Source organism: Paenibacillus sp. RRE4 (genome assembly GCF_031844205.1).
In the GTDB taxonomy this organism is placed as follows: Bacteria; Bacillota; Bacilli; order Paenibacillales; family Paenibacillaceae; genus Paenibacillus; species Paenibacillus xylanexedens_B.
The window spans coordinates 67,873-87,497 of record NZ_JAUZUT010000011.1 but is presented as its reverse complement, the minus strand read 5'-3'; the positions used below and the strand labels follow the sequence as shown (position 1 = coordinate 87,497).

Sequence of the window (19,625 nt, the reverse complement as noted above, 5' to 3'; positions counted from 1 at the left end):
TGCAACTATTGCAAAAAAAGCAACCACCCTTAACTAGTCATTAGGGAATGGTTGCTTTTTCTAGTTATTTTCATGGATTGATTACAGACCAAGCTTCTGTCCTTTTTCCAATCGCTGAATCTGCTGTTCTCCGGTCTCCGCCAGTTCACGGAACTGACCAATGGTCTCGCGCATTCTTGGCAAGGCCTCTTGTTTGTAGACCGAGATCGAGTCCAGAGCGGAAAGCACATCCGTGAAAGCCTGCTTCATCGTATCCACCGAGATACTTGCTTCGTAAGCCTGCTTCTGGATGGCTGTCCCCTGATCCTTCAGCATTTTGGATGTACCGGCGATCAGATCGTTGGTGGTACGGTTAAGCAACTCGATTTTCTGCAAGACAATCTTCTGATTGTATAGTGCACTGGCAACGGTGACTGCAATCTTAAGCGCGGAGATCGTCACATTTTTCGCCCGATCCACACCACGAATTAACTCTTTGTTGTTGCGAATGACCACTTCAATCGCCATGATCCCCTGCTGGTTAACGACCAGCATCTGTTGCAGATCCATGACACGCTGACGGAGCGGGAACAATACTTCTTCGGTAATAAAACGCACCTTCTCAGGGTCTTCCCCGCGAACCTTGGCTGTCTCAATCTGTGTATCAATGGATTCATCCATCAACATGCCAAGCTGAATCTCCTTCTGCAGCCGCTTGGTCAGTTCGCGCAGGCTCTGCTGCTCGATCTCAAGCGTGGTGTTGTCGTTACGCAGCGTGGCGCGGCCCTTGTCGAGTGAAACGACAATATCGGCGATGACGGCGTCGGCTTTCTGGTATTTGAGGAAATACGCGCGTAGCGGGTTGAACAGCTTGCCCAGAAAGCCTGTTTTGGCGAAATCGACCACGCTTGGGTCGAGATCCTTCAGTTGCATGTGCAGCTCGGTCAAGCCTTTGGCGACCTGACCGCCCTCGTCTCCCGTCTTGGACAAATGTCCAACGGAGACTTGAAGCAGCGCGTTTTTCTCGGAAGAGGATCGCATGGTGTTCATGCCAAAGCCGTCAATGGATTGCAAAATTTCTTTGCGCTTCTCCAGAGATTCGAGGTCCAGGTTCATAATCATATCCACATTCGAAGTTGCTACCTGCTGCAGTTCCGCCACCTCGGCCGGCACCGGTTTGATCTCTTCTTCAATCACCTTCTGAATTTCCTTCTGGCTCGGTATTTCCATTGTAAACGACATTCGCAGTTCCCCCTTTTGGTTACATCCGTATCTGCTTACATATGAACGTTAATAACATCTGTGCGTTAATCTAGACTTACATCTGTACGTTAAACAAGTTTCCGATTTTGTAGACGACATCATCGGTGTCCGCATTAATACTCGCTGCCTCGTTTATGCTCGAGATGCTCTCCAGGGCTTTGATGTCGGCATTATATCCAATCGTGTAGATCGGCACTTTGTACGTCTCCACCAGGTCTCGAATATCTTTGAGCGAATGTCCTTCGTTCGTCTCGCCATCACTCAGAACAAAAATCAGCGGTTTCACGTTAGGGTTGGCTGCTTTGTAATCCTCCAGCATTTTCATTGCAACCACGATGCCGTCGAATGTCGCTGTTCCACCACTTGCTTGCAAACTATCCACCGTTCCGACAAACATGGATTGCTGGTTCGTATCATATTTGGCAATCGGCAAATTTACGGTCACGTCGCTGGAGTATGAAACTAAACCAATGCTGTTGTCCGTACCGAGATACTTCTGGCCTTTGCGCAAAGATTCTTTAAGACGGTTGAGTGGTTCTCCGGCCATACTCCCCGATACATCTGTCACAAACACAGCGGCAATTGGATTACTGCCGTTCTTTTTCTCTTTCCAGACTTTCTGCGCGGACAGCAATGTTCCACCATCCACCGTAGCCAGCTCGGATTTGTAATCTTGCAGGCCGTTGAAGCCGAACTCTACTGCCTTTTTCTGATACTGCTCTTGCGTGACAAAATCGGCAAACTTCTGGATGATCTCCTGCTTGTTTTGTGGCAATTGCCCAAGGGCATACAGCGGGCTGTCATGCCTTACGCCAAATGGGGTAAACACATATCCACTCTTGAGATCGGCCGTATTCACATAAGTCTGATATTCCAGTACAAAAGCATCCAGTCTGCCCGACTTGGCCGCTTCCCGCATCTGAATCGTGGTGGACGCCGTGAAGGGTACATTCGCCTGGAACTTCTCAAAGCCTTGGATCGCTTTCTCGCCCAGCGGATTGGCGCTGTCATACGTATTTAATGCGGTAACCAGGAAATTCAGTCCCGTAGAACTCGCAAACGGATCGGTATATCCCATCGTCAGCTCATTATTGGCAATAGCTTCGGTTATCGTTTTGACGTTCACAGAGCCGTAAGTGTTCACCAGTGCATCATATTTGGCTTTGGAGATGACGATTCCCGGTACGTTGCCAACAAGCCGCTTCGAGATGAGCTTCGTCTTCACTCCGCTGGCTTCCACCATCTCGCCCCATAGTTCATTGGACGGGGTAAAGGCATCGGGCACATATTTGCCGGACTTGATATAATCCGTGGCTGTACCCGAAGCAATGTTGCGGATTTTGACCGATACCTGTTTGCCTCCGGCCGTGATATTCGCTTGGTTAAATGCCTCTGCGACCTCAGTTAACCATCCATCCACGCCGCTACCCGATTTCTCGGTGGAGGAGAAGATTTCAACGAAATCATTGGTCGTGTTCTCTACTGTAACCGGGAATTTTGAAATGTCCGGGAGGGATTCTGCAACATCAACCGGATCGAGGTCAATCTGTCCTTTCACCGGTTCCGCGGTAGCTGGTGCAATGTCCGCGTACAGTTTGCCAAGTTCCTTACCTGCATTTTCGGTCGTGACCTGTGTGGTAGACTTGCCAAAGTTCGATGTCAGTGTGATTCCGCCATAAACGAGACCGAACACGAGTATGAGCATAATAATCGATATGAGAAAAAACTTTCCCTTCTTTGCCATAGGTGCAACCCCTCACTGTCTATATAATTTGGTGTGCTTGATTAACTGATCAATCTCCTGCATACAAGACATCTGCTCAATATCTCCGGCTTCGAAACTGTCCAGACGCGAAATCTCCAGCAACAGCTGATCCAGCTTTAATAAAATCTCTTCGTTCGTGTGAAGCGAGTCCTTCACATAGGTCAGGTAATCGTTGTACACTTTCGTTTTCTCTTGAAAAAGCTTCTGCGGAATCGCAGGGGATTTGGCTTTCATCATGCTGGCATAATCGGCTTCGTCGAAGACATTCAGTCGATTCAGAATGCTGCGGATATTCAGGTATAACAGCTTCTCTACCTCTTCCGTGACCGAAGCGAATTTCTTAAAGCTCAGCTCGCCGGGATCAAACCGTTGATGAAGCACGTTCATCAGGGTTTCTTTTTTCTTTTTCATCCGGTTCAGTTGGGACAGCCCCAGCGTAATATCTTCTTCAAGGATTTTGATGCGTCTGTAAAAAGATAAAGCCTCCACATAATCTTCATGGGTTTCGATCTGTTTCACAGGCAAAACGACCGGCTGTTTGAACAATAATGTGTAGCTGCCATAGAAAAGTGCGAGTACGCTTCCGAAAAGTAGCGTCACGGAAAGCGCGGTTTGGAATGCACTCTCTCCGAATCCAAGTCCAGCAAACCCCGGGGAGAAGGCCAGAACATTCACGGCCACGATGCCGATGATGAGCCCAAACAATTGTATGTACCTGGTCATAGTCGATCCTACGGCCTCCTTTCATGTTAGATATTAGGATTACATGTCGTATATTCCCTGTCTCTCATCTTCTTATTGTACATGATGTGAACGCTCTCAGGTGGATAGGATTGGAAAATGGCAGGGGTTATTTACGCTAGTATTAGCTTGCTATAAAGTGGATGTTTGACTTGAAGTTTGAGTGATCTTTGAGTGAATTTGAAAGATCCTCGAGTGATCTTCGAGTGATTGTTGAATGATTTCTGCCTGATATTTAAAAGAACAACCGGGCAGGTATGGGTGCTCCATAAGCTATCATCTCGGAGCAGTACTCTTCATAGTAATATACGTGGATAGAGCTTATCCCATTATTCTTTTCACGGACAAAACAGAACGAGCTTCGCAACTTGCAGATAAGAAGAACTGCTGGACAACCAGAAACTACGGAGGTTCGTTAGTGGTAAATGAAATGTTATCCGGTAATACGTGGAAAATCAGGTTACGTGTCATTTTTTATATAGACTTGTCTTGGCGGGCTGGAGTAGGATGGGGTGCGAGAAAGAGATTTCGCAAGAGAATTGCACGCCAAAAAGACGAAACGGCGAATATCTCCATTTCGTCTTTTGTAAGTTAATATTCGTCACATCCGAATCCCACCTACTCACTACTCAATAGGCTAACGATCACAAATGACGCTATTTAATGATTTTTGCGCCAGCCCAGAATGTAACGATCATGAGAAACGCTATTTTCACATTTGAGATGTGATTTCGCTGATTTTAGTCCGTTTTGGGTGAAATAACGTCGCTGGTGATCGTTAGATTTCTCAACATGCCTGAATCGACCAAATAAGCTCCGTACGGATCGTTAGAATTTAGAGCTTTGTGCTGGGACGTCCATCAGGCTTCTTCCTTAGACGCTCACACGAAAAAATCGAGTCTGCTGCGTGTTGTGCGAACCTCTGTCACTTTTCCCGCACAGCCCCTGTCCCCGATAGCCTGGAATGTTACGGTTACACTCTCCTTGCCTCTGGTGACTTCTTCCGGGATCTCATAGCTCGCACGGAATACCTCTCCGATCTTGTTCATATGAATGCGTTGTTCACCGACAACAATACCATCCACCAAAATACTAAATTGCCTTTCATATCGGATACCCTCTCGGTCAAAATGTAGATAGTCCCCGCCCCAATAGGCTACGTACAAATGATTCAGGGCATCCGAGTCTACAGCCAAGCGGTAGCTGAATGCTGCTCCGTTCACGCCGTATGCCTCACGCCACATATACAACTTATTGCGGCCGTCTGTACCGGAGCCGTTATACTGCTCTCCGCGGCAGTTACTCTCCATTTGATGCCCGATCTCATCCTGCTGGCCGTCTGGTTGCACGCTGTCGATGGTGATATCATTCAACGCTTTCTCCAGCGCATCCCCTTCATCATTCAACGCCCAATACACTGTGTAAAATTCATGATGCACATCATAGAACGGGATCATCTTCACGGCTTCTCCGGTGGACGTCACTTCCTCACTAAGTTCAAATGTAAGTGTGCCTTTATCGACAACCTTGATCCACTGGCTCACATCCTCTTCTTCCGTTTGGATCACGGGCACGGGAGCTGTTTTTGGATTCAGCGCAGTTTCGTCGATAATGCTATCCTCGGGTAGCCCTTCGTTACCCAGCGCACCGGCAAGCACAATCGGGCCATACTGGAACGCCACCTTGTGGGCATCATCCCGGGCTGTATATTTACGCAGTGCCATCGGCAGCGTAATGGTGATGACATCGCCCGCCGACCAGGTGCGGTCGATGGACAAGTAGCCGGGTTCCAGACGTGTATACGACTGGGCCGAATCCCCGTTTACGGTTGCCGTCATCGGCTCCTGGAGCCAGGACGGCACGCGTAGTCTTAGACAAGCCGAGGCGCCGCCTTCGGTGATTGTCAGGGTTGCTTTTTCCGAATAGGGGAAGTCGGTTTCCAGCTTTAAGTTTAGTCCCTGTGATGCCCACTCCAGCTCGGAAGCGATGTACAGGTTTACATACAAGTCCTGCTCATCCTCATAATAGATCGCCTCAGCATACTTGCCCGGGTTCTCCATGCCTGATCCGGTACAGCACCACCAAGCCGTATCACGTGTGCCGTAGATTTTGTAATGCCCTTGCAGGGTGGAGGCAAAATAGGTTTTATTGCCCGTAGTCGGGTCTTGCGTGCCAAGGATATGGTTATAGACCGCGTTCTCATAATAGTCCATATACGCACTGTCCGGGTTCCAGGCAAACAGTTGCTTCGTCAGATGCATCATGTTGTGGGTACAGCAGCTCTCCCCGGTTTTGATGCCGAGGCTCTCCATGCCCTTTGCTTCATAATGCTCGGATATGCTCGTCGCGCCAAAGACATAAGAACGATGCTGCACGGTCGTATCCCAGAAAAATTGTGCCGCTGTCCGGTACGACGTCTGTGCAGGGTCTTGGTTGTAGATTTCGGCTGCGCCGATGACTTTGGGAATCTGGGTGTTGGCATGCCTTCCTTGCAGCTCATCCCGCTCCTGCTCTAGCGGCTCCAGAATAAGTTGGTGCGTAAACTGCCGAGCAGCCTTCAGATAGGCTACGTTTCCTGTAATCCCATATAGTTGGGCAAACACTTCGTTCATCCCGCCATGCTCACACAGCAGCATCGTCTGAATCTGCTCCTCGGTCATGGAGTTCAGTCCATCCACTGCCCAATCCGCAAAACGTGTAACCACCTCAAGCGCCTGCTCATTGCCCGTCATTTGATAAGCGTCAATCAGACCGCGATAGATTTTATGCACGCTGTACCACGGAACCCAATATTCACCGATGTTGAATCCACCGATATGTTCCGCACGAAAAGCAATGCGGAAAGCCTCCTCAGACAAACCTCCGATATACCCGCTACCCGTCGTCTGTTGAATTGCTGCCAGTTCACTCACAGCATAATCGAGCGTATGCTTTAAGGTGGAATTCCCCGTCGCCTGATACGTCACCGCGAGAGCCGACATGTAGTGTCCGAGGGAATGTCCGCTGATCGAGCGTGCCTCCCAGCCTGTATAACGTTGCTTGCGTGGAGTCAAGCCGTGAGCTTCATAACATGGAGCCAGAAAGCGGTCGATCTCCAGTGATAACAAGTAGCGTTCTCCGATATGCTGTGACGTTTGAAATGGACCTTCCAGCAAGTTAACCTGTGCGGGGCCCAGAAATCCTTTTCTCGTATCGATCATGCGGCTCGCTCCTTTGGTATATGTAATAACCTCATATGGTTTCTTTTCTTTTCTCCTCAGTAGGCTGGATTTAGAGACAAAGGATAAAATCCGTGTTGTATTTAGGCCAGAACTTATCTCCGCCATCTAGATTCCACCCTTGAATGTCCTCATATTATCAAATAAACTACAGTTACAGCAGACTCAGAATCCAAGAAAAGGTGGATAAATCCGTCCTATGTCAAAACCAGTGGAGCACTATTTATGTGGAAAATTCATATCCGAGGGCAACTGGAGCCATATGCGTCGAAGCATGCCGGTGCATGAGATCATTTTGATGCTGGAAGGTGAAATGTATATTGCGGAGGATGACAAACGATACGTCGTTCGTGCGGATGATCTTTTATTTTTAAAAGCGGGTCGGACTCATTATGGTTACCAGATCAGTGATGCACCTGTGAGCTTCTACTGGATGCATTACGGGACAGCATCTGGTTTATTCTGTGACTTTCCAACTCATTCGACCATTCAGGTTCCTTCTATGGCAAATCAGATGTTCAAACAGTTGCTTCATGTGTCCTCCTTCTCGTCCGAAGAGGCGGATGCTGCTGCGCTATTACTTCTCAAAGAAATGGAACGTAATCTGCGCACAGACTATCGCCCGCATAACGCCGTGGTGGATCATATCTGTAAATGGGTCGATATCCATCTGCATCTGAACATTACGGTGAGCGAGATTGCGGGGCACTTTAATTTCAACAAGGACTATATTTCCAAAATGGTGAAACGGGAAAAAGGGATCGGACTCAAAACGTATATCCTCACCGAACGCATGCATCGCGCCAAACGACTGTTGCTCAATACCAATGCCAGTGTGAAGGAGATTGCTGCCCAATGCGGCTTTCGTGACTATAAGCTGTTTCTGCGCACCTTCAAGCAACACGAGGCAAGTACGCCAACCGAATATCGCAATCATCTATACAGTACGCAGCTCAATCGTTTATAAGCTCCTGTATATAAATGGATATAAGAGAACATCCTGTCGTTAATGGTTAATATCGATGATGCTTGACGAGATCATCCACACATAAGCACTTTAACCCTTGGGCACTTGGGCACTTAAGTTGTGCTTGGGCTTGGGCCAAATTCTAACGATCACCAGGAAGCTTATTTAACTTAGAATAGATTGATTGAAAATCTAACGATCACCAGTAACGTTATCGGGTCTAAAAACAGCCTTTTGGGTTGAAAAACGGGTGATTTTCCCAAGATAAGCTCCATGGTGATCGTTAGAATTTCTTACCGCTTAAAAAGCGGCAAATAGCGTCTCTGGTGATCGTTAGATTTTTTTCTTAAAGATATAGAAATGTTGAAATCTCTTATAGAAGATTCTAATATAGAGGATTGAATCCCCTGTGTTATAATGCAAGGAAATACTATTCCCTACTTTACTCATAAGAAAAGGAGAATTTAAACATGACGACGGCTGCCATAACGATTCATCCCGCTTCCCCAGCTGAACATGCTGAGATTGTTGACATTCTGGTTGCCAGTTACGCGGAATACCAGAGTTCTTTTGAGCAATCGGATCGTTGGGAAGCCTACTTGAAAGATATCCGCGAATCTGTGGACAATCCATATTTGACTGAATTATGGGTAGCCAAGATCGAAGATCGGATTGTCGGTACCGTTCAGTTGTTTGAAACGGCACATAAAGCCTATCCCAATTTTGAACTGCCGATTGATTATCCATTTGTCCGTCTGCTAGGTGTTGATCCCGAGTGGAGAGGACATGGCATTGCGCGCGAGCTGCTTCAGCGGTGTGTGGAATCCACGAAGGAGCTGGGCAAAAACGCAGTTTATCTCTATACCGGTGGTCAGATGGTCAATGCTATCCGGTTATATGAACGTTTTGGCTTTATCGAAGATCCGGAGTTCAGTTCCGTAGCGGGCGGTGGGCAGGCAATCTGCTATCGTTACGAGATAAGATAAGGGCTTAAAGGACGACATCGTAGTGCGGAATTACTAGGCTTGTCAAAAGTAATCTTGCATTCTGGAGAATGTTATGTCTCTTTATCCCATAAACATAAAACAAAGGGCTGTTCCTCCTGCCATCTGTAGATGACAAGTGGAACAGCCCTCTCGTTTAAACCTGATATCATAACGTTACAAGAGTAGCATCTTGAACCTGAGCTTAACCGCCAATCTCAATCAGAATCTTCGCATGGCTCTTGTCGCTCATCAACAGTTCAAGCCCGTCCTGCACAACATCATGCAGCTTAATTTTTTTGGTGATTACCTGTTTCACATCGAGTGCGCCTTCTGCAATGAGTGAGATGACCTCAGGGAAGATGTGTCGGTACGCTAGTGTAGCCGTCAGATTCGCTTCTTTTACCAGCATGTCGAAGAAGTTTACGTGAAGCGGGTTCGGAATTGCGGCGATCACCACAACTTCTCCACCTTTTTTAATCACGGACACAGCACTGTCCATCGTCGGTTGCACGCCAGCTGCTTCGTACGCGACATCGATTCCACCCGATTGCTGCGTAATGACCTGTGTTGCATCCACCTTACTGCTATTTACCGGAATTGCGCCAAGTTTAGCCGCCAGTTCCAGACGATCTTCGAATACATCGACAGCGTACACTTCAGATGCCCCAGCTGCTTTGGCTGACAAGATAGTCAGCAAACCAATCGGCCCAGCTCCGTATACAGCAACCTTATTTCCCACTTTCAGCTTGCTGTGACGTACGGCATGAAAAGCAACCGCAGTTGGTTCAACAAGTGCCCCTTCTTCAAAGGATACTTGATCCGGGATCGGATGCACCATATACGCTTCCACGACTACATATTCGGCAAAACCGCCATCCCCGTTCAATCCGACAAAACCAAATTGAGTACACTGATTGTATCTACCTTGAATACAGTACTCACACGTTCCACAATGGTAGAGAGGTTCTACCACCACGCGATCACCCACACTGATACCGCTTACATGATTACCTAGAGCACTTACTGTTCCTGCAAACTCATGCCCCAGTGTCAGCGGCGCTTTTTGTCCTGAAAGCGGATGATTCTCTCCCTCTTGAATACCTACACCATGATGATACGCGTGTAAGTCACTGCCACAGATTCCGGCATACTCCACTTTGATCTGAACCTGTCCTGACTTCGCAACAGGAACCTCACGATCTTCCACACGCACGTCTTTATGACCATACCAGACTGCTGCCTTCATCCTGTACATCCCCTTTTTATCTAAACTGTTAATAAAAGATTGTCCTGCTTGTCTATATATTATATCCCTGTTCACTCATTATTCATATTTATAGATACTTATGTTAACATTACTTATACTAATATTAAAAGGGATGGTCGCATGAATCTGGAACAGCTTGAATACGTTGTTGAAATCGCCAAAACGCAATCATTCTCTGCCGCATCAGAGCATCTTCATGTCACGCAATCTGCGATCAGTCAATCGGTTCAACGCCTGGAAAAAGAGTTGGGGTTGGTTCTATTCGAGCGATCCAGACAGGGCGCTCATCCCACACCGGAGGGTAAACAATTTATTGCCAAAGCACTGGACATTTTACAGCGAATCGATGAATTAAAATCGCTAAATGCAACGACATCTACGCTAACCGGTGATCTTCACGTAGCTACTTTCCCGAGTGTTATGCCTTACCTGGTGCAATCGGTTGCCGATATGAAACGGGATCATCCACAATTGAGGTTATCAATTGAAGAGAAGGGTTCAATGGAAATCATTGAGGACATTCGGAGCAATAAAACTCATCTGGGCTTTATCGCCATATACGCAAAACAGCTGCGCGAATTGGATGGGTTGCATTTTACACCGATGTATTCAAGCAAGCTTGTTGTATGCACCCATCAACTGTCTGAACTGGCCAAGCACACACGTGTGACGCCTGAGCAACTAAAAGACTATAACCTTGCGTTATATCGGGACGGTTTCATAGAGGATTTTCTGCAAGAATTCACCTACGAATATGGGCCTTTATCCATCTTATTCAAGACCAATAATTCGGAGGCCATCAGCACCGTGTTAACCAATAATATTGCCGCGACTATTGGGCATGATTTTTCCTTTCATCAACATCCGCTTTGGAAGGAAGGATTACTTAAGATGGTGGAGATTACCGAGATTCAGCAACCTAAGATGCAGATCGGCTTCGTGCAGACGGAATTCAGGGAGGCTGCAGTTGCGGCAGAACAATTTGCCCGGCGCTTCAAACAAGCGATAGAACTCGGTCATCTATGATCTGCTGTTCATATAGATAGGTTATATGTCCCTAGCAAAAAAAAGCGCTTCGCCATGTGGCGAAGCACTTTACTCATTTCCTCTTAATTTAGTTGCCGCTTCACTTACACCTTTACCTTTTTCACCGCTTCACTCATCTCATTCGTCTGCTGTTCCAGCATCGTAGACGTTTCGGCCACCTTACGGAACATCACCGATTGATCCTGCATCAAACGATAAATCTCATCCGAGTGATCTGACACGCCTGCAGAAATCTGCGAAATGGTGTTGACCGAAGCTGCCGCCTCTTCCGATCCGGCCGTAATTTCTTCAGCCGCAGCAGAAACCTCCTGAATGCGCTGGGTAACCAATTGGAACGCGCCCACAACTTGTGAGAATGCCTGCTCCGCTTCTGTTGTAAATATGACACCCTGACCAATTTCCTGTGCAGTAACCCCCATTCGGGAACCAATCTGCTGTGATTCCTGTTCAATACGAAGTAATAAATCCGAGATTCGTTCCATAGACGAACTGGAGGCTTCGGCAAGTTTCCTCACCTCTTCTGCCACAACCGCAAAACCCTTTCCATGCTCCCCCGCATGCGCAGCTTCAATGGAAGCATTTAGCGCGAGCAGTTTGGTTTGACTTGCAAAGTCACGCACCGTATGCAGCGCACCACCGATTTCAGCTGAATAGTTGTTTAACACCTTCACCATCGTCGTAACCTCTCCAGATACCGCAGAGATGTTTTCCATCTGTTTCTTCATCACGGTCATGCGTTGCTGCCCAGATTCCGCCGTAGCTAGCGCCGCTGTTGCTGCATCTGACACTACATTGGAGGATTCAGATATATCGTTAATGCCTTTTGCAATCTCCTCCATGGCATGTGCACTGTCACTTGCGCTTTGCTTCTGCGTGTGTGCACCTTGTTGGATCTCCTCGACAGCACGATCCACTGTTTTGCTCATGGCAAGCATCTCTTCGGTACTCCGATTAAACTCTTTCGTGGATTCGGATAACAATTCGGTTGTTGAAGCTACCCCTCCAACCATATCACTTACGATTTTATTTAAATTCCCAGACATATGTATCATTGCCTGATACGTTGTTCCGATCTCATCTTTGCTCTTTAGACGATATGCTGTCAAAATACGATTAGCTTCGGCTAGCTCGCCCTGTGCCATCTTTTCCACACTCGATTTCAGCGGATGTAGAGGGCGCAGTCCCCTAACGATAAACCACATCACTATAGCAATACCCACCAGTGTAGCGACCAGCAGGATCACATACAACGGAAGACTTGATTTCAAAATATCGGTTGCAATACCTTCGATAACAGATATCCCTGTATCAATACCAATTACACCTGCAAGAGCACCGTTGCTATCCAGTATAGGAGCATAGGAAGAAATATAATTACCATACTCCGGGTTATTTATAATCGGCGAACTTGCTGTTTCCCCTTGCAGCAACTTCTGTACCGCATCTGCCGGAATGTCTGTTACTTCGTTGATTGCTGAAGCTTTATCCGGATCCTTCATACCATCCACCATAATAAGCGGAGTTCCTTTATCATCTATTTTGACGAAATACACATACATGGCACCAATACGCTCTCGGAAATCGTCCAATTCATCCCGAATGCTTAGATACTCCCCATTTTCCTTAGGGTCCTTGGCAAACTCCACATATGCTGCTGTATCCAGCTGTTCCACATAACTCTCGGCAATCTGAATATTGTAACTCTTGATAGCCCCCTGCGCAGCCAGTTTCACATTAGCGATCTGCGTCAACATACTTCCCGCTGCTATAATCGTAATGACCAGTGTAACAATAGCCGCAATGCGCACAACCAGACGTTTCCTGAAAAAACCGATCATTTGCTCCCTCTTCCTCCCCACGAACCCAAGCCTTTTTGACTAGGCCGTACCCAAAAAACATATGTTTGAAGCACTAAGTATGGGAAAATAGTATATGAATATGTCGAAATACGCAAGAAAATATTGGATTTATATAAAAACGCTATCATTGATGTGCTAGTTTTGGTAGTGGTAACTTTAAAAGGCTTATGAAGCGCGGTGTTTCAGAGGATTTTAGGCAAAGAAAACCTCCAACATAGTAGTTGGAGGTTTTCTTTAAGATTCTATCATTTTTATCGGATTGTACTTTGGGGTCGTTTCTGTAATCAAACAGTAAACTCCCCTAACTAATCTATTTCAAGGGAGTTCATATTCACAAAATTTTCATACCAGTCTTCTAAAGGGATATGTGATCCGTTCACAATATCCAAAGCATTTATTCTAAGAACAAACAGCCCCTTCCTTTCAAGAATTTTAATCAAAGGTTCATATACATTCAAATGTCTATATGTTTCTGGGCGTTCTTCAGCATACTTAGCAAGATGTAAATAATATTGAATAATATTTTTCACATATATATTTTCTCCTAAAAACTCAACAACTTCTGAATTGCAATAATCCGATACCTCAACTTCTTCAGTATCACCTAGTAATTTTGCTATGTCAGCAACTAAAGGTTTTATCGGTCTGATCCCTTCTTCTTTGAAAAAACAGGCCAATCTTCGCAGGAATTCACACGCCAAGTCAGCCTCCACTTTAGAAGCAATACCGCCCACCAAGCTCCAATCAATATTATTTATCCTTGCAATTGCTTGTTTAAGATACATGCTCTCACCTCATATTTAATAATCAATCACATCATCCATATGTTTAATAAAATCTGAACCAGAATCATAACCTGGGAAGGATGCTGTTGGATTGGGATCTGTTATATTTGCCTTATCGTGTGCATTTTTTAAAGGATCGGGATCAAATCTTTTTGTGTCATTATTCCATGTAGACGGATCTCTTAAGGGCATACCGCCATCCATATATTGCTTTTCTTTAAGCTCATGATTGGCAAGTTTTTCAAACCATTCTATTTCCTTTTCAGTTAGTGCGTTCTTTTGAGCCTTCTGCCATGCGTAAGCAATATCTGCGTCTGCCTGAAAGTACAACTCCTCATATGGTTTACCAGATACAGATAATTGTTTTCTGTCTAAGAACAGATGTTTTTTCATCCTTAAAATCTGTTCCTCTGTTAAATTTGTATTCTTCGCTACTACTCCAATATCCTCAACACCTGATTTTCTAATTTCGATGTATTTTCTCTCAAGAAGAGCTTGGAATCCATCTTCTGGTACAATTATATATTTTCTCATTTGAACAGGATCTAATATATAGCCAGTACTCCCTGTTCCCTTACCAATCTCCTTTTCCTTCTCCACAAATTCAGAGAACTTAGAGGATTCCCGGGCCTTTTTACTCTCCGCAATATTGTCCATCACTTGAAGACGCGGGTCTTTAAATCCGTTAAAACCGCCCGTCATCTGGCCAGTTCCCGGCCGTTGGTTCAAAACACTAACCTTAGTACCGCCTCCTGACGATGTCAGTAAATTATGCGGTTTGATCATCTTGGCAGTGAGGCCACCGCCGACCATCATGCCTCCCATGCCCATCATATTGGCCCAATGCTCGCTGGACCAGGCATTCGAGGGGAATATCGCTTCACGGATTGTACCATGGATGCCAAATGTCAGCCAATTGGCTGTATCATTGGCAGAATTAAAGGCTTTATCCGCTCTATCCATGTAACCTTCCACCAGACCACTTGGGATACCAAACGTCCAATAGTCCAGAAATCCACCGACACTGTCGTAACGCTTCTGGTAGCGGTCATCTGCAGCCTGCATAAAACCAGTACCGAGTTCTTTCAAACTATCCACCGATTTTTGAAAAGCATTACGATTGTCTACAGTGGGAGCCCGGCATTCATCCGGTGGAGGCGGCATACAATTGGCATCATAGGATTGCGTAGTCTGCTGATCCGCCAGTCTGAACTTCTCCGCATGTCCTTCAAGCGTTTTGGCAATCGAGAGGGATAGTGAACTGAAGTTGTCCATCACTCGTTGCGCCGCGATGAAATCAGCATAAAATCGTTCCTTGGTACTCCCGTTCCACTGCCTCTCAATTTCGAATAGCTGTTGTTTCAAGACGTAATTCATCTGAGCAATCTGACTTTGGGCTGTAGCGAACTGTTTCGAAACGGACAATAGCTGTTCCGGGGTTACTTTAATCGTTGTCATAGTGTACCTCGTTATCGATATCGTTCTAATTATGTATTTCGTTGTTATACGAAAATTCTGTTTCTCATATATGCCAGTTCATCCACCAGCACTTGGGATTTCAGTATAACTGGATTGAAATTCTTTTCGTAGAGACTGCTGTCTTAATCTTTTAGTTCCTATTACCCCCAGTACGCCCTATTTGTAACAGTCTTTGCGACCTAGATGTCCCCCACTGCACCGATTCAAAACTTACTATTGTCATATAAGATAAAAGGTACAGACATCTCAACAATGTGAGATCATCTGTACCTTGTTTTTACTTAGCCTCTTTAAGCTGATTTGTTATTCATCTTGCGGAATCGAATCAAAGACCAGATCGTGAGCAATGCAAGTACACCGAGACAGATGCTAATACTGAACCGGTTGCCTTCATCAAACACAAACATCAGAGCAATGACGCTGAGGATCAAGACAACAGCTCCGGTGATGTAAGGAAATCCCCAAACCTTGAATGTAGGCTGCACCGGATACTTTTTACGCAATTTAAGCTGAGAAGCCGCGATGCAGATCCAGACCAGAATCACGACAAATCCCGGAACAGCAAGTAACACTCTAAACAGCTGATCTTGGGCAAACAGTCCTAACAAGGAACCTGCCATCAGAACAACGGTACACACCATCAACGTATTAATGGGGCTACCGTTGCGGTTGGTTTTGGCGAGTGCTTTAGGCGCCTCCCCGCCGACGGCCATAGAATGCATCATGCGGGATGCCCCGTAGATACCCGAGTTCGCTGCGGACAGCACCGCCGTCACCAATATAAAGTTCATAATATGTGCAGCACCCGGCAGGCCAGTTGATGCCAGTACCTGTACAAACGGGCTGCTTTCCGGCCCAATCTCGTTCCAAGGAATCAGACCACAGATAATCAGAATCGGCAACGTGAAGAACAAAATGATTCTGAACATGAAATTGCCCACGATCTTGGGCATCACTTTCTCCGCATTTTCCGTTTCCGTCAAGGTCAGGCCGATCAGCTCCGATCCTCCATACGAGAACATAACCACAAGCAGTGCAGAGAAGATCGATGTCCATCCGTTCGGGAAGAACCCACCCGCCTGCGTGTAGTTTTGTAAATATGGTGTGTTGTCACTTGGAATAATACCAAAGATCAGCCCTGCCCCGAGCACGATAAAAATAATAATCATCGCAATTTTGATCCCGGCCAGCCAAAACTCAAACTCACCGAACACACCCACGCTGAGTAAATTCACCAATATAATGAACGCCGCACACGCCAGACTTAGCATCCATAGTGGTACGTCCGCGAACCAATATTGCAGGAAACTGCCCGCAGCAATAACCTCGATGACACATACCGATAACCACAAGAAGCAGTACATCCATCCCATAATAAACGAAACTCGGCTACCGAACGCTTCCTGTACAAAATCTTTCATATTTCTGTTCTTGTACACCGTAGCCATCTCTGCCATCGCAGCCATAACCACAAGCAACAACAGTCCGGCAAAAATGTACGTTACAATAACACCTGGGCCTGCAAGTCCAATCGTGCCTGCACTGCCTTTAAAAATGCCTGTCCCAATAACACCACCCATCGCCATAAAGGTGATGTGTCTAGGTTTTAATTTTTTTTGTAATGATTCTTCCGTCTGAGTCTGAGCCAATTGAAATCCTCCTGAGGTACAAAAACGTCTGTAATCCTTGTCTATTTTTGAGTAATAAAATTCAGTATACCCTAACCATGATGAAACAGCCCACCTATTCTGTATGACCAATTCATCCCAAACATATGACATGCCTAAGATTTATACCCTTTAAGCGTACAAAGTAATCGGTATGTTGCCCATGTTACCAAACTATATCCCACCCCGTACATCAGCCATGCATCCAGATTGGAAGTGAACGTTCCCCAGTCACTGGTTATATACAGCAATGGTAACAAGAGAGATACACCCCATGCGATCACCCTATTGCACCATTTTATCGAGTACCAGCAGACGCCCAGAATAAGAGCGATTAGTGGACACATTACGAATACAACGAACAATGGGTTCATTCCTTCAATCCACTAGTAGAGCATTCTCCTGCACTCTCCATTCTTTGGTGCGTCACAGCGTTCAATTCCCGAATTTCAGTTTACCACTTTTTGCGCTGTATGAACTGTATCAAATGTTTCATTTTTACTTCAAATCCATAAACACTTCAACACATAAATAAACGTCAAAAACCAGCCTCCCTATACTAAAGAGACTGGCTGTTTTCGTTTAGATTCGTCATCTATAATGTTATTTAATAACTTTTGTCATAAATGAACTGTTCGGGTCTGGAACATAATCAGCAAACGGATCGCAATATTCAAAACCAAAGTCTTCATACAACTTGCGTGCCGGAATAAAAGAATCCATCGAACCCGTTTCCAGACTGACTCGCTGATATCCGCGAGATGTGGCCTCTTCAATAATATGAGCCAACATATGGCGAGCTACCCCTTTGCGTAAATGAGCGGAAGCCGTACGCATTGATTTCAGTTCACCATGTTCAGCGTTCAGTTCCTTCATGGCTCCGCAACCAAGTAACTCATCGCCTTCCCATGCACACCAAAACGTGATCTCCGGTTTTTTAAGTCCATCCAGATTCAGTGCATGTATACTTTCCGGCGGCGAATCCGCTGCCATGCCCATCAAATGTTCCGCGATTAGCGCTTTTACCTGATCCCCACTCAAATCATCCACTCTTATTTCCATCGTTTCCACTCCTGCCGACATTTTGTAATGTGTTTAATTCTCTACGAAGTTAATAGATAATTATATTTTACAACCATGTCAGGTTTTATGACAAGAGTAGGTTGGTGCTAGAAAAGTAGCCAGGCAAATTGGTTTGATAGGATTGATAACAATATCATGATTGCTGATACGATACGGCTGTCATTTGGCACGGCTCACACGCAAACATGTAATACACACCTTCGCCATTCTCCTGAATCATCTCACCGTCCAGCTGACCGATTGCTTTCATCGTAGCTGAGCAGGCCGGACATGCAGGATAGTCTGCGTCCTGCACCCAACCAGGATGACCTCCAACCTGGGATAGTGAGGGCTCCATGGCCCATTCACTGCCATGAAAAGGCCGCCGCGATTCCGTCGCAATATGAAACAGACGATGCTGTACCTGTTGCTGTATCCCTGCTAGCCTTTCTCCCGCGCCAGCAAAGCTACCTACCTCTAAAACACTTGAGCCAATTCCCAAAATATCTACGCTCATCTCTTCCACATCAATATCACCCAATTCATCAGGCTTCACATTATGCTTGCTCCAGATGGCATTCCCTTCTGCATCCATCTCCATGTAAACCACACTGTAACTGCTACACACCAAGCAAGTCTGCACATCCAGTTGTGGAAACTTCCAGTCCACTGACTGAAGCGCAGGATGTTTTACATGTAAATTCATTAAGCTGATCAATGAACTACCACACCACGGACAAAAATTGGAGTTTGGCACAAGCAAGGATATCGGAACACCATCAAGGTTCTTGCCCTCGTTTTCCCCTACACTGCCTTCTGCTTCATACAATGAATAACTCGGGGTGATAAACAATTCTCTGCGTTGACCATCTTCGGTTAACTCCCAACCCGCCTGCAACGTGTAACACTCAGGTGCGACATACAGCTCGCTGGCCCACAGGGGCGGAGCCTGCCTCCACTGTAAGAACTGTTGTACAACCACTTCGTCACCGATATAAGCCAGCATGATTAGAAAGTGGTTACGATTCTCCCCATCGTTGTTCACCTGTTGAATCAGATGATCTCGCGTCTCGCCAGAGGCGCTTTTGAACAAAACCGCTGGATAAACAATCTCCCGCTCCAAAAGTTCAGGAATTTCCGCTGTCAGAGGCAGATCATGATAACAAACAAGATACAGCAAGATATCTTTACCGCCATCCTCGTCATCTGAGCGGATCAAGGCCATGGCATAACGCTTCATCTCATGTTGTTGCTCTTCCGAAAGGGAAAGATACACTTGTTCCATGGAGTATTTATACGGTACATATCGAATAAGTTCGTTATATGTCCGAGGTTCATGCATGATTTTCAGAATCTGCACCGCATCCGTAATGCCCTCATACAGATCGACATCACGCCGATTCGCTTCAATATAACGCTGGTGTGCCTCTCGTTCCATTTCCTGCTTGCAAGGCATACAGTACCCACCTGTTTTAGCTGCTGTTGCTGGTAAAATCATGTTGTCGCATCCTTCGCGTACACACGGAATACGTTCTGTCAT

Annotated in this window: 15 protein-coding genes; 3 read left to right on the top strand and 12 right to left on the bottom strand. The window is 46.0% G+C overall.

Going from position 1 to position 19,625, the window contains the following annotated elements:
• Positions 1-81: 81 nt before the first annotated feature.
• The 4 genes from Q9R46_RS25765 to Q9R46_RS25750 form a co-directional block, all read right to left on the bottom strand.
• The gene (locus Q9R46_RS25765; RefSeq protein WP_145332981.1) at positions 82-1,221 is read right to left on the bottom strand and encodes a toxic anion resistance protein; all 1,140 of its coding nucleotides are present in this window, start codon (positions 1,219-1,221) and stop codon (positions 82-84) included.
• A gap of 76 nt (positions 1,222-1,297) precedes the next feature.
• Positions 1,298-2,986 carry a vWA domain-containing protein gene (locus Q9R46_RS25760; RefSeq protein WP_311282286.1) on the bottom strand — a complete coding sequence of 563 codons (1,689 nt, stop codon included), beginning with the start codon at positions 2,984-2,986 and terminating at the stop codon, positions 1,298-1,300.
• Positions 2,987-2,998: 12 nt separating this feature from the next.
• On the bottom strand, positions 2,999-3,730 hold the full coding sequence (locus Q9R46_RS25755; protein WP_311282285.1) for a hypothetical protein: 732 nt from the start codon (positions 3,728-3,730) through the stop codon (positions 2,999-3,001).
• 899 nt (positions 3,731-4,629) lie between these two features.
• Positions 4,630-6,948, bottom strand: a complete 2,319-nt coding sequence (locus Q9R46_RS25750; RefSeq protein ID WP_311282284.1) for a beta-L-arabinofuranosidase domain-containing protein — start codon at positions 6,946-6,948, stop codon at positions 4,630-4,632.
• A 217-nt stretch (positions 6,949-7,165) separates the two neighbouring features.
• Between Q9R46_RS25750 and Q9R46_RS25745 the strand changes: the two genes are divergently transcribed.
• Together Q9R46_RS25745 and Q9R46_RS25740 are read left to right on the top strand one after the other, a co-directional pair.
• The gene (locus tag Q9R46_RS25745; protein ID WP_311282283.1) at positions 7,166-7,933 is read left to right on the top strand and encodes a helix-turn-helix transcriptional regulator; all 768 of its coding nucleotides are present in this window, start codon (positions 7,166-7,168) and stop codon (positions 7,931-7,933) included.
• Positions 7,934-8,403: 470 nt separating this feature from the next.
• Positions 8,404-8,919: a GNAT family N-acetyltransferase gene (locus Q9R46_RS25740; RefSeq protein ID WP_251507575.1), complete on the top strand. Its 516-nt coding sequence runs from the start codon at positions 8,404-8,406 to the stop codon at positions 8,917-8,919.
• 202 nt (positions 8,920-9,121) lie between these two features.
• Here Q9R46_RS25740 and Q9R46_RS25735 read toward each other — a convergent pair whose 3' ends face one another.
• Positions 9,122-10,165, bottom strand: coding sequence for a 2,3-butanediol dehydrogenase (locus tag Q9R46_RS25735; protein WP_311282282.1), 1,044 nt, complete (start codon positions 10,163-10,165; stop codon positions 9,122-9,124).
• 141 nt (positions 10,166-10,306) lie between these two features.
• On the opposite strand from Q9R46_RS25735, the gene Q9R46_RS25730 reads away from it, so the two are divergent.
• Positions 10,307-11,212, top strand: coding sequence for a LysR family transcriptional regulator (locus Q9R46_RS25730; protein ID WP_311282281.1), 906 nt, complete (start codon positions 10,307-10,309; stop codon positions 11,210-11,212).
• A gap of 104 nt (positions 11,213-11,316) precedes the next feature.
• Here Q9R46_RS25730 and Q9R46_RS25725 read toward each other — a convergent pair whose 3' ends face one another.
• The 7 genes from Q9R46_RS25725 to Q9R46_RS25695 form a co-directional block, all read right to left on the bottom strand.
• The gene (locus Q9R46_RS25725; RefSeq protein ID WP_311282280.1) at positions 11,317-13,071 is read right to left on the bottom strand and encodes a methyl-accepting chemotaxis protein; all 1,755 of its coding nucleotides are present in this window, start codon (positions 13,069-13,071) and stop codon (positions 11,317-11,319) included.
• Positions 13,072-13,397: 326 nt separating this feature from the next.
• Positions 13,398-13,877 carry a hypothetical protein gene (locus tag Q9R46_RS25720; RefSeq protein ID WP_311282279.1) on the bottom strand — a complete coding sequence of 160 codons (480 nt, stop codon included), beginning with the start codon at positions 13,875-13,877 and terminating at the stop codon, positions 13,398-13,400.
• Between the two features lie 15 nt (positions 13,878-13,892).
• Positions 13,893-15,335, bottom strand: a complete 1,443-nt coding sequence (locus Q9R46_RS25715) for a WXG100 family type VII secretion target (protein ID WP_311282278.1) — start codon at positions 15,333-15,335, stop codon at positions 13,893-13,895.
• 311 nt (positions 15,336-15,646) lie between these two features.
• On the bottom strand, positions 15,647-17,005 hold the full coding sequence (locus Q9R46_RS25710) for an amino acid permease (protein WP_311282277.1): 1,359 nt from the start codon (positions 17,003-17,005) through the stop codon (positions 15,647-15,649).
• Between the two features lie 134 nt (positions 17,006-17,139).
• Complete coding sequence (locus tag Q9R46_RS25705) at positions 17,140-17,283, bottom strand: hypothetical protein (protein WP_311282276.1); 144 nt, start codon at positions 17,281-17,283, stop codon at positions 17,140-17,142.
• Positions 17,284-17,626: 343 nt separating this feature from the next.
• Entirely contained in the window at positions 17,627-18,085 is a 459-nt protein-coding gene (locus Q9R46_RS25700; RefSeq protein ID WP_311282275.1) for a GNAT family N-acetyltransferase, read from the bottom strand.
• 154 nt (positions 18,086-18,239) lie between these two features.
• Positions 18,240-19,625, bottom strand: a complete 1,386-nt coding sequence (locus tag Q9R46_RS25695; RefSeq protein WP_311282274.1) for a DUF1963 domain-containing protein — start codon at positions 19,623-19,625, stop codon at positions 18,240-18,242.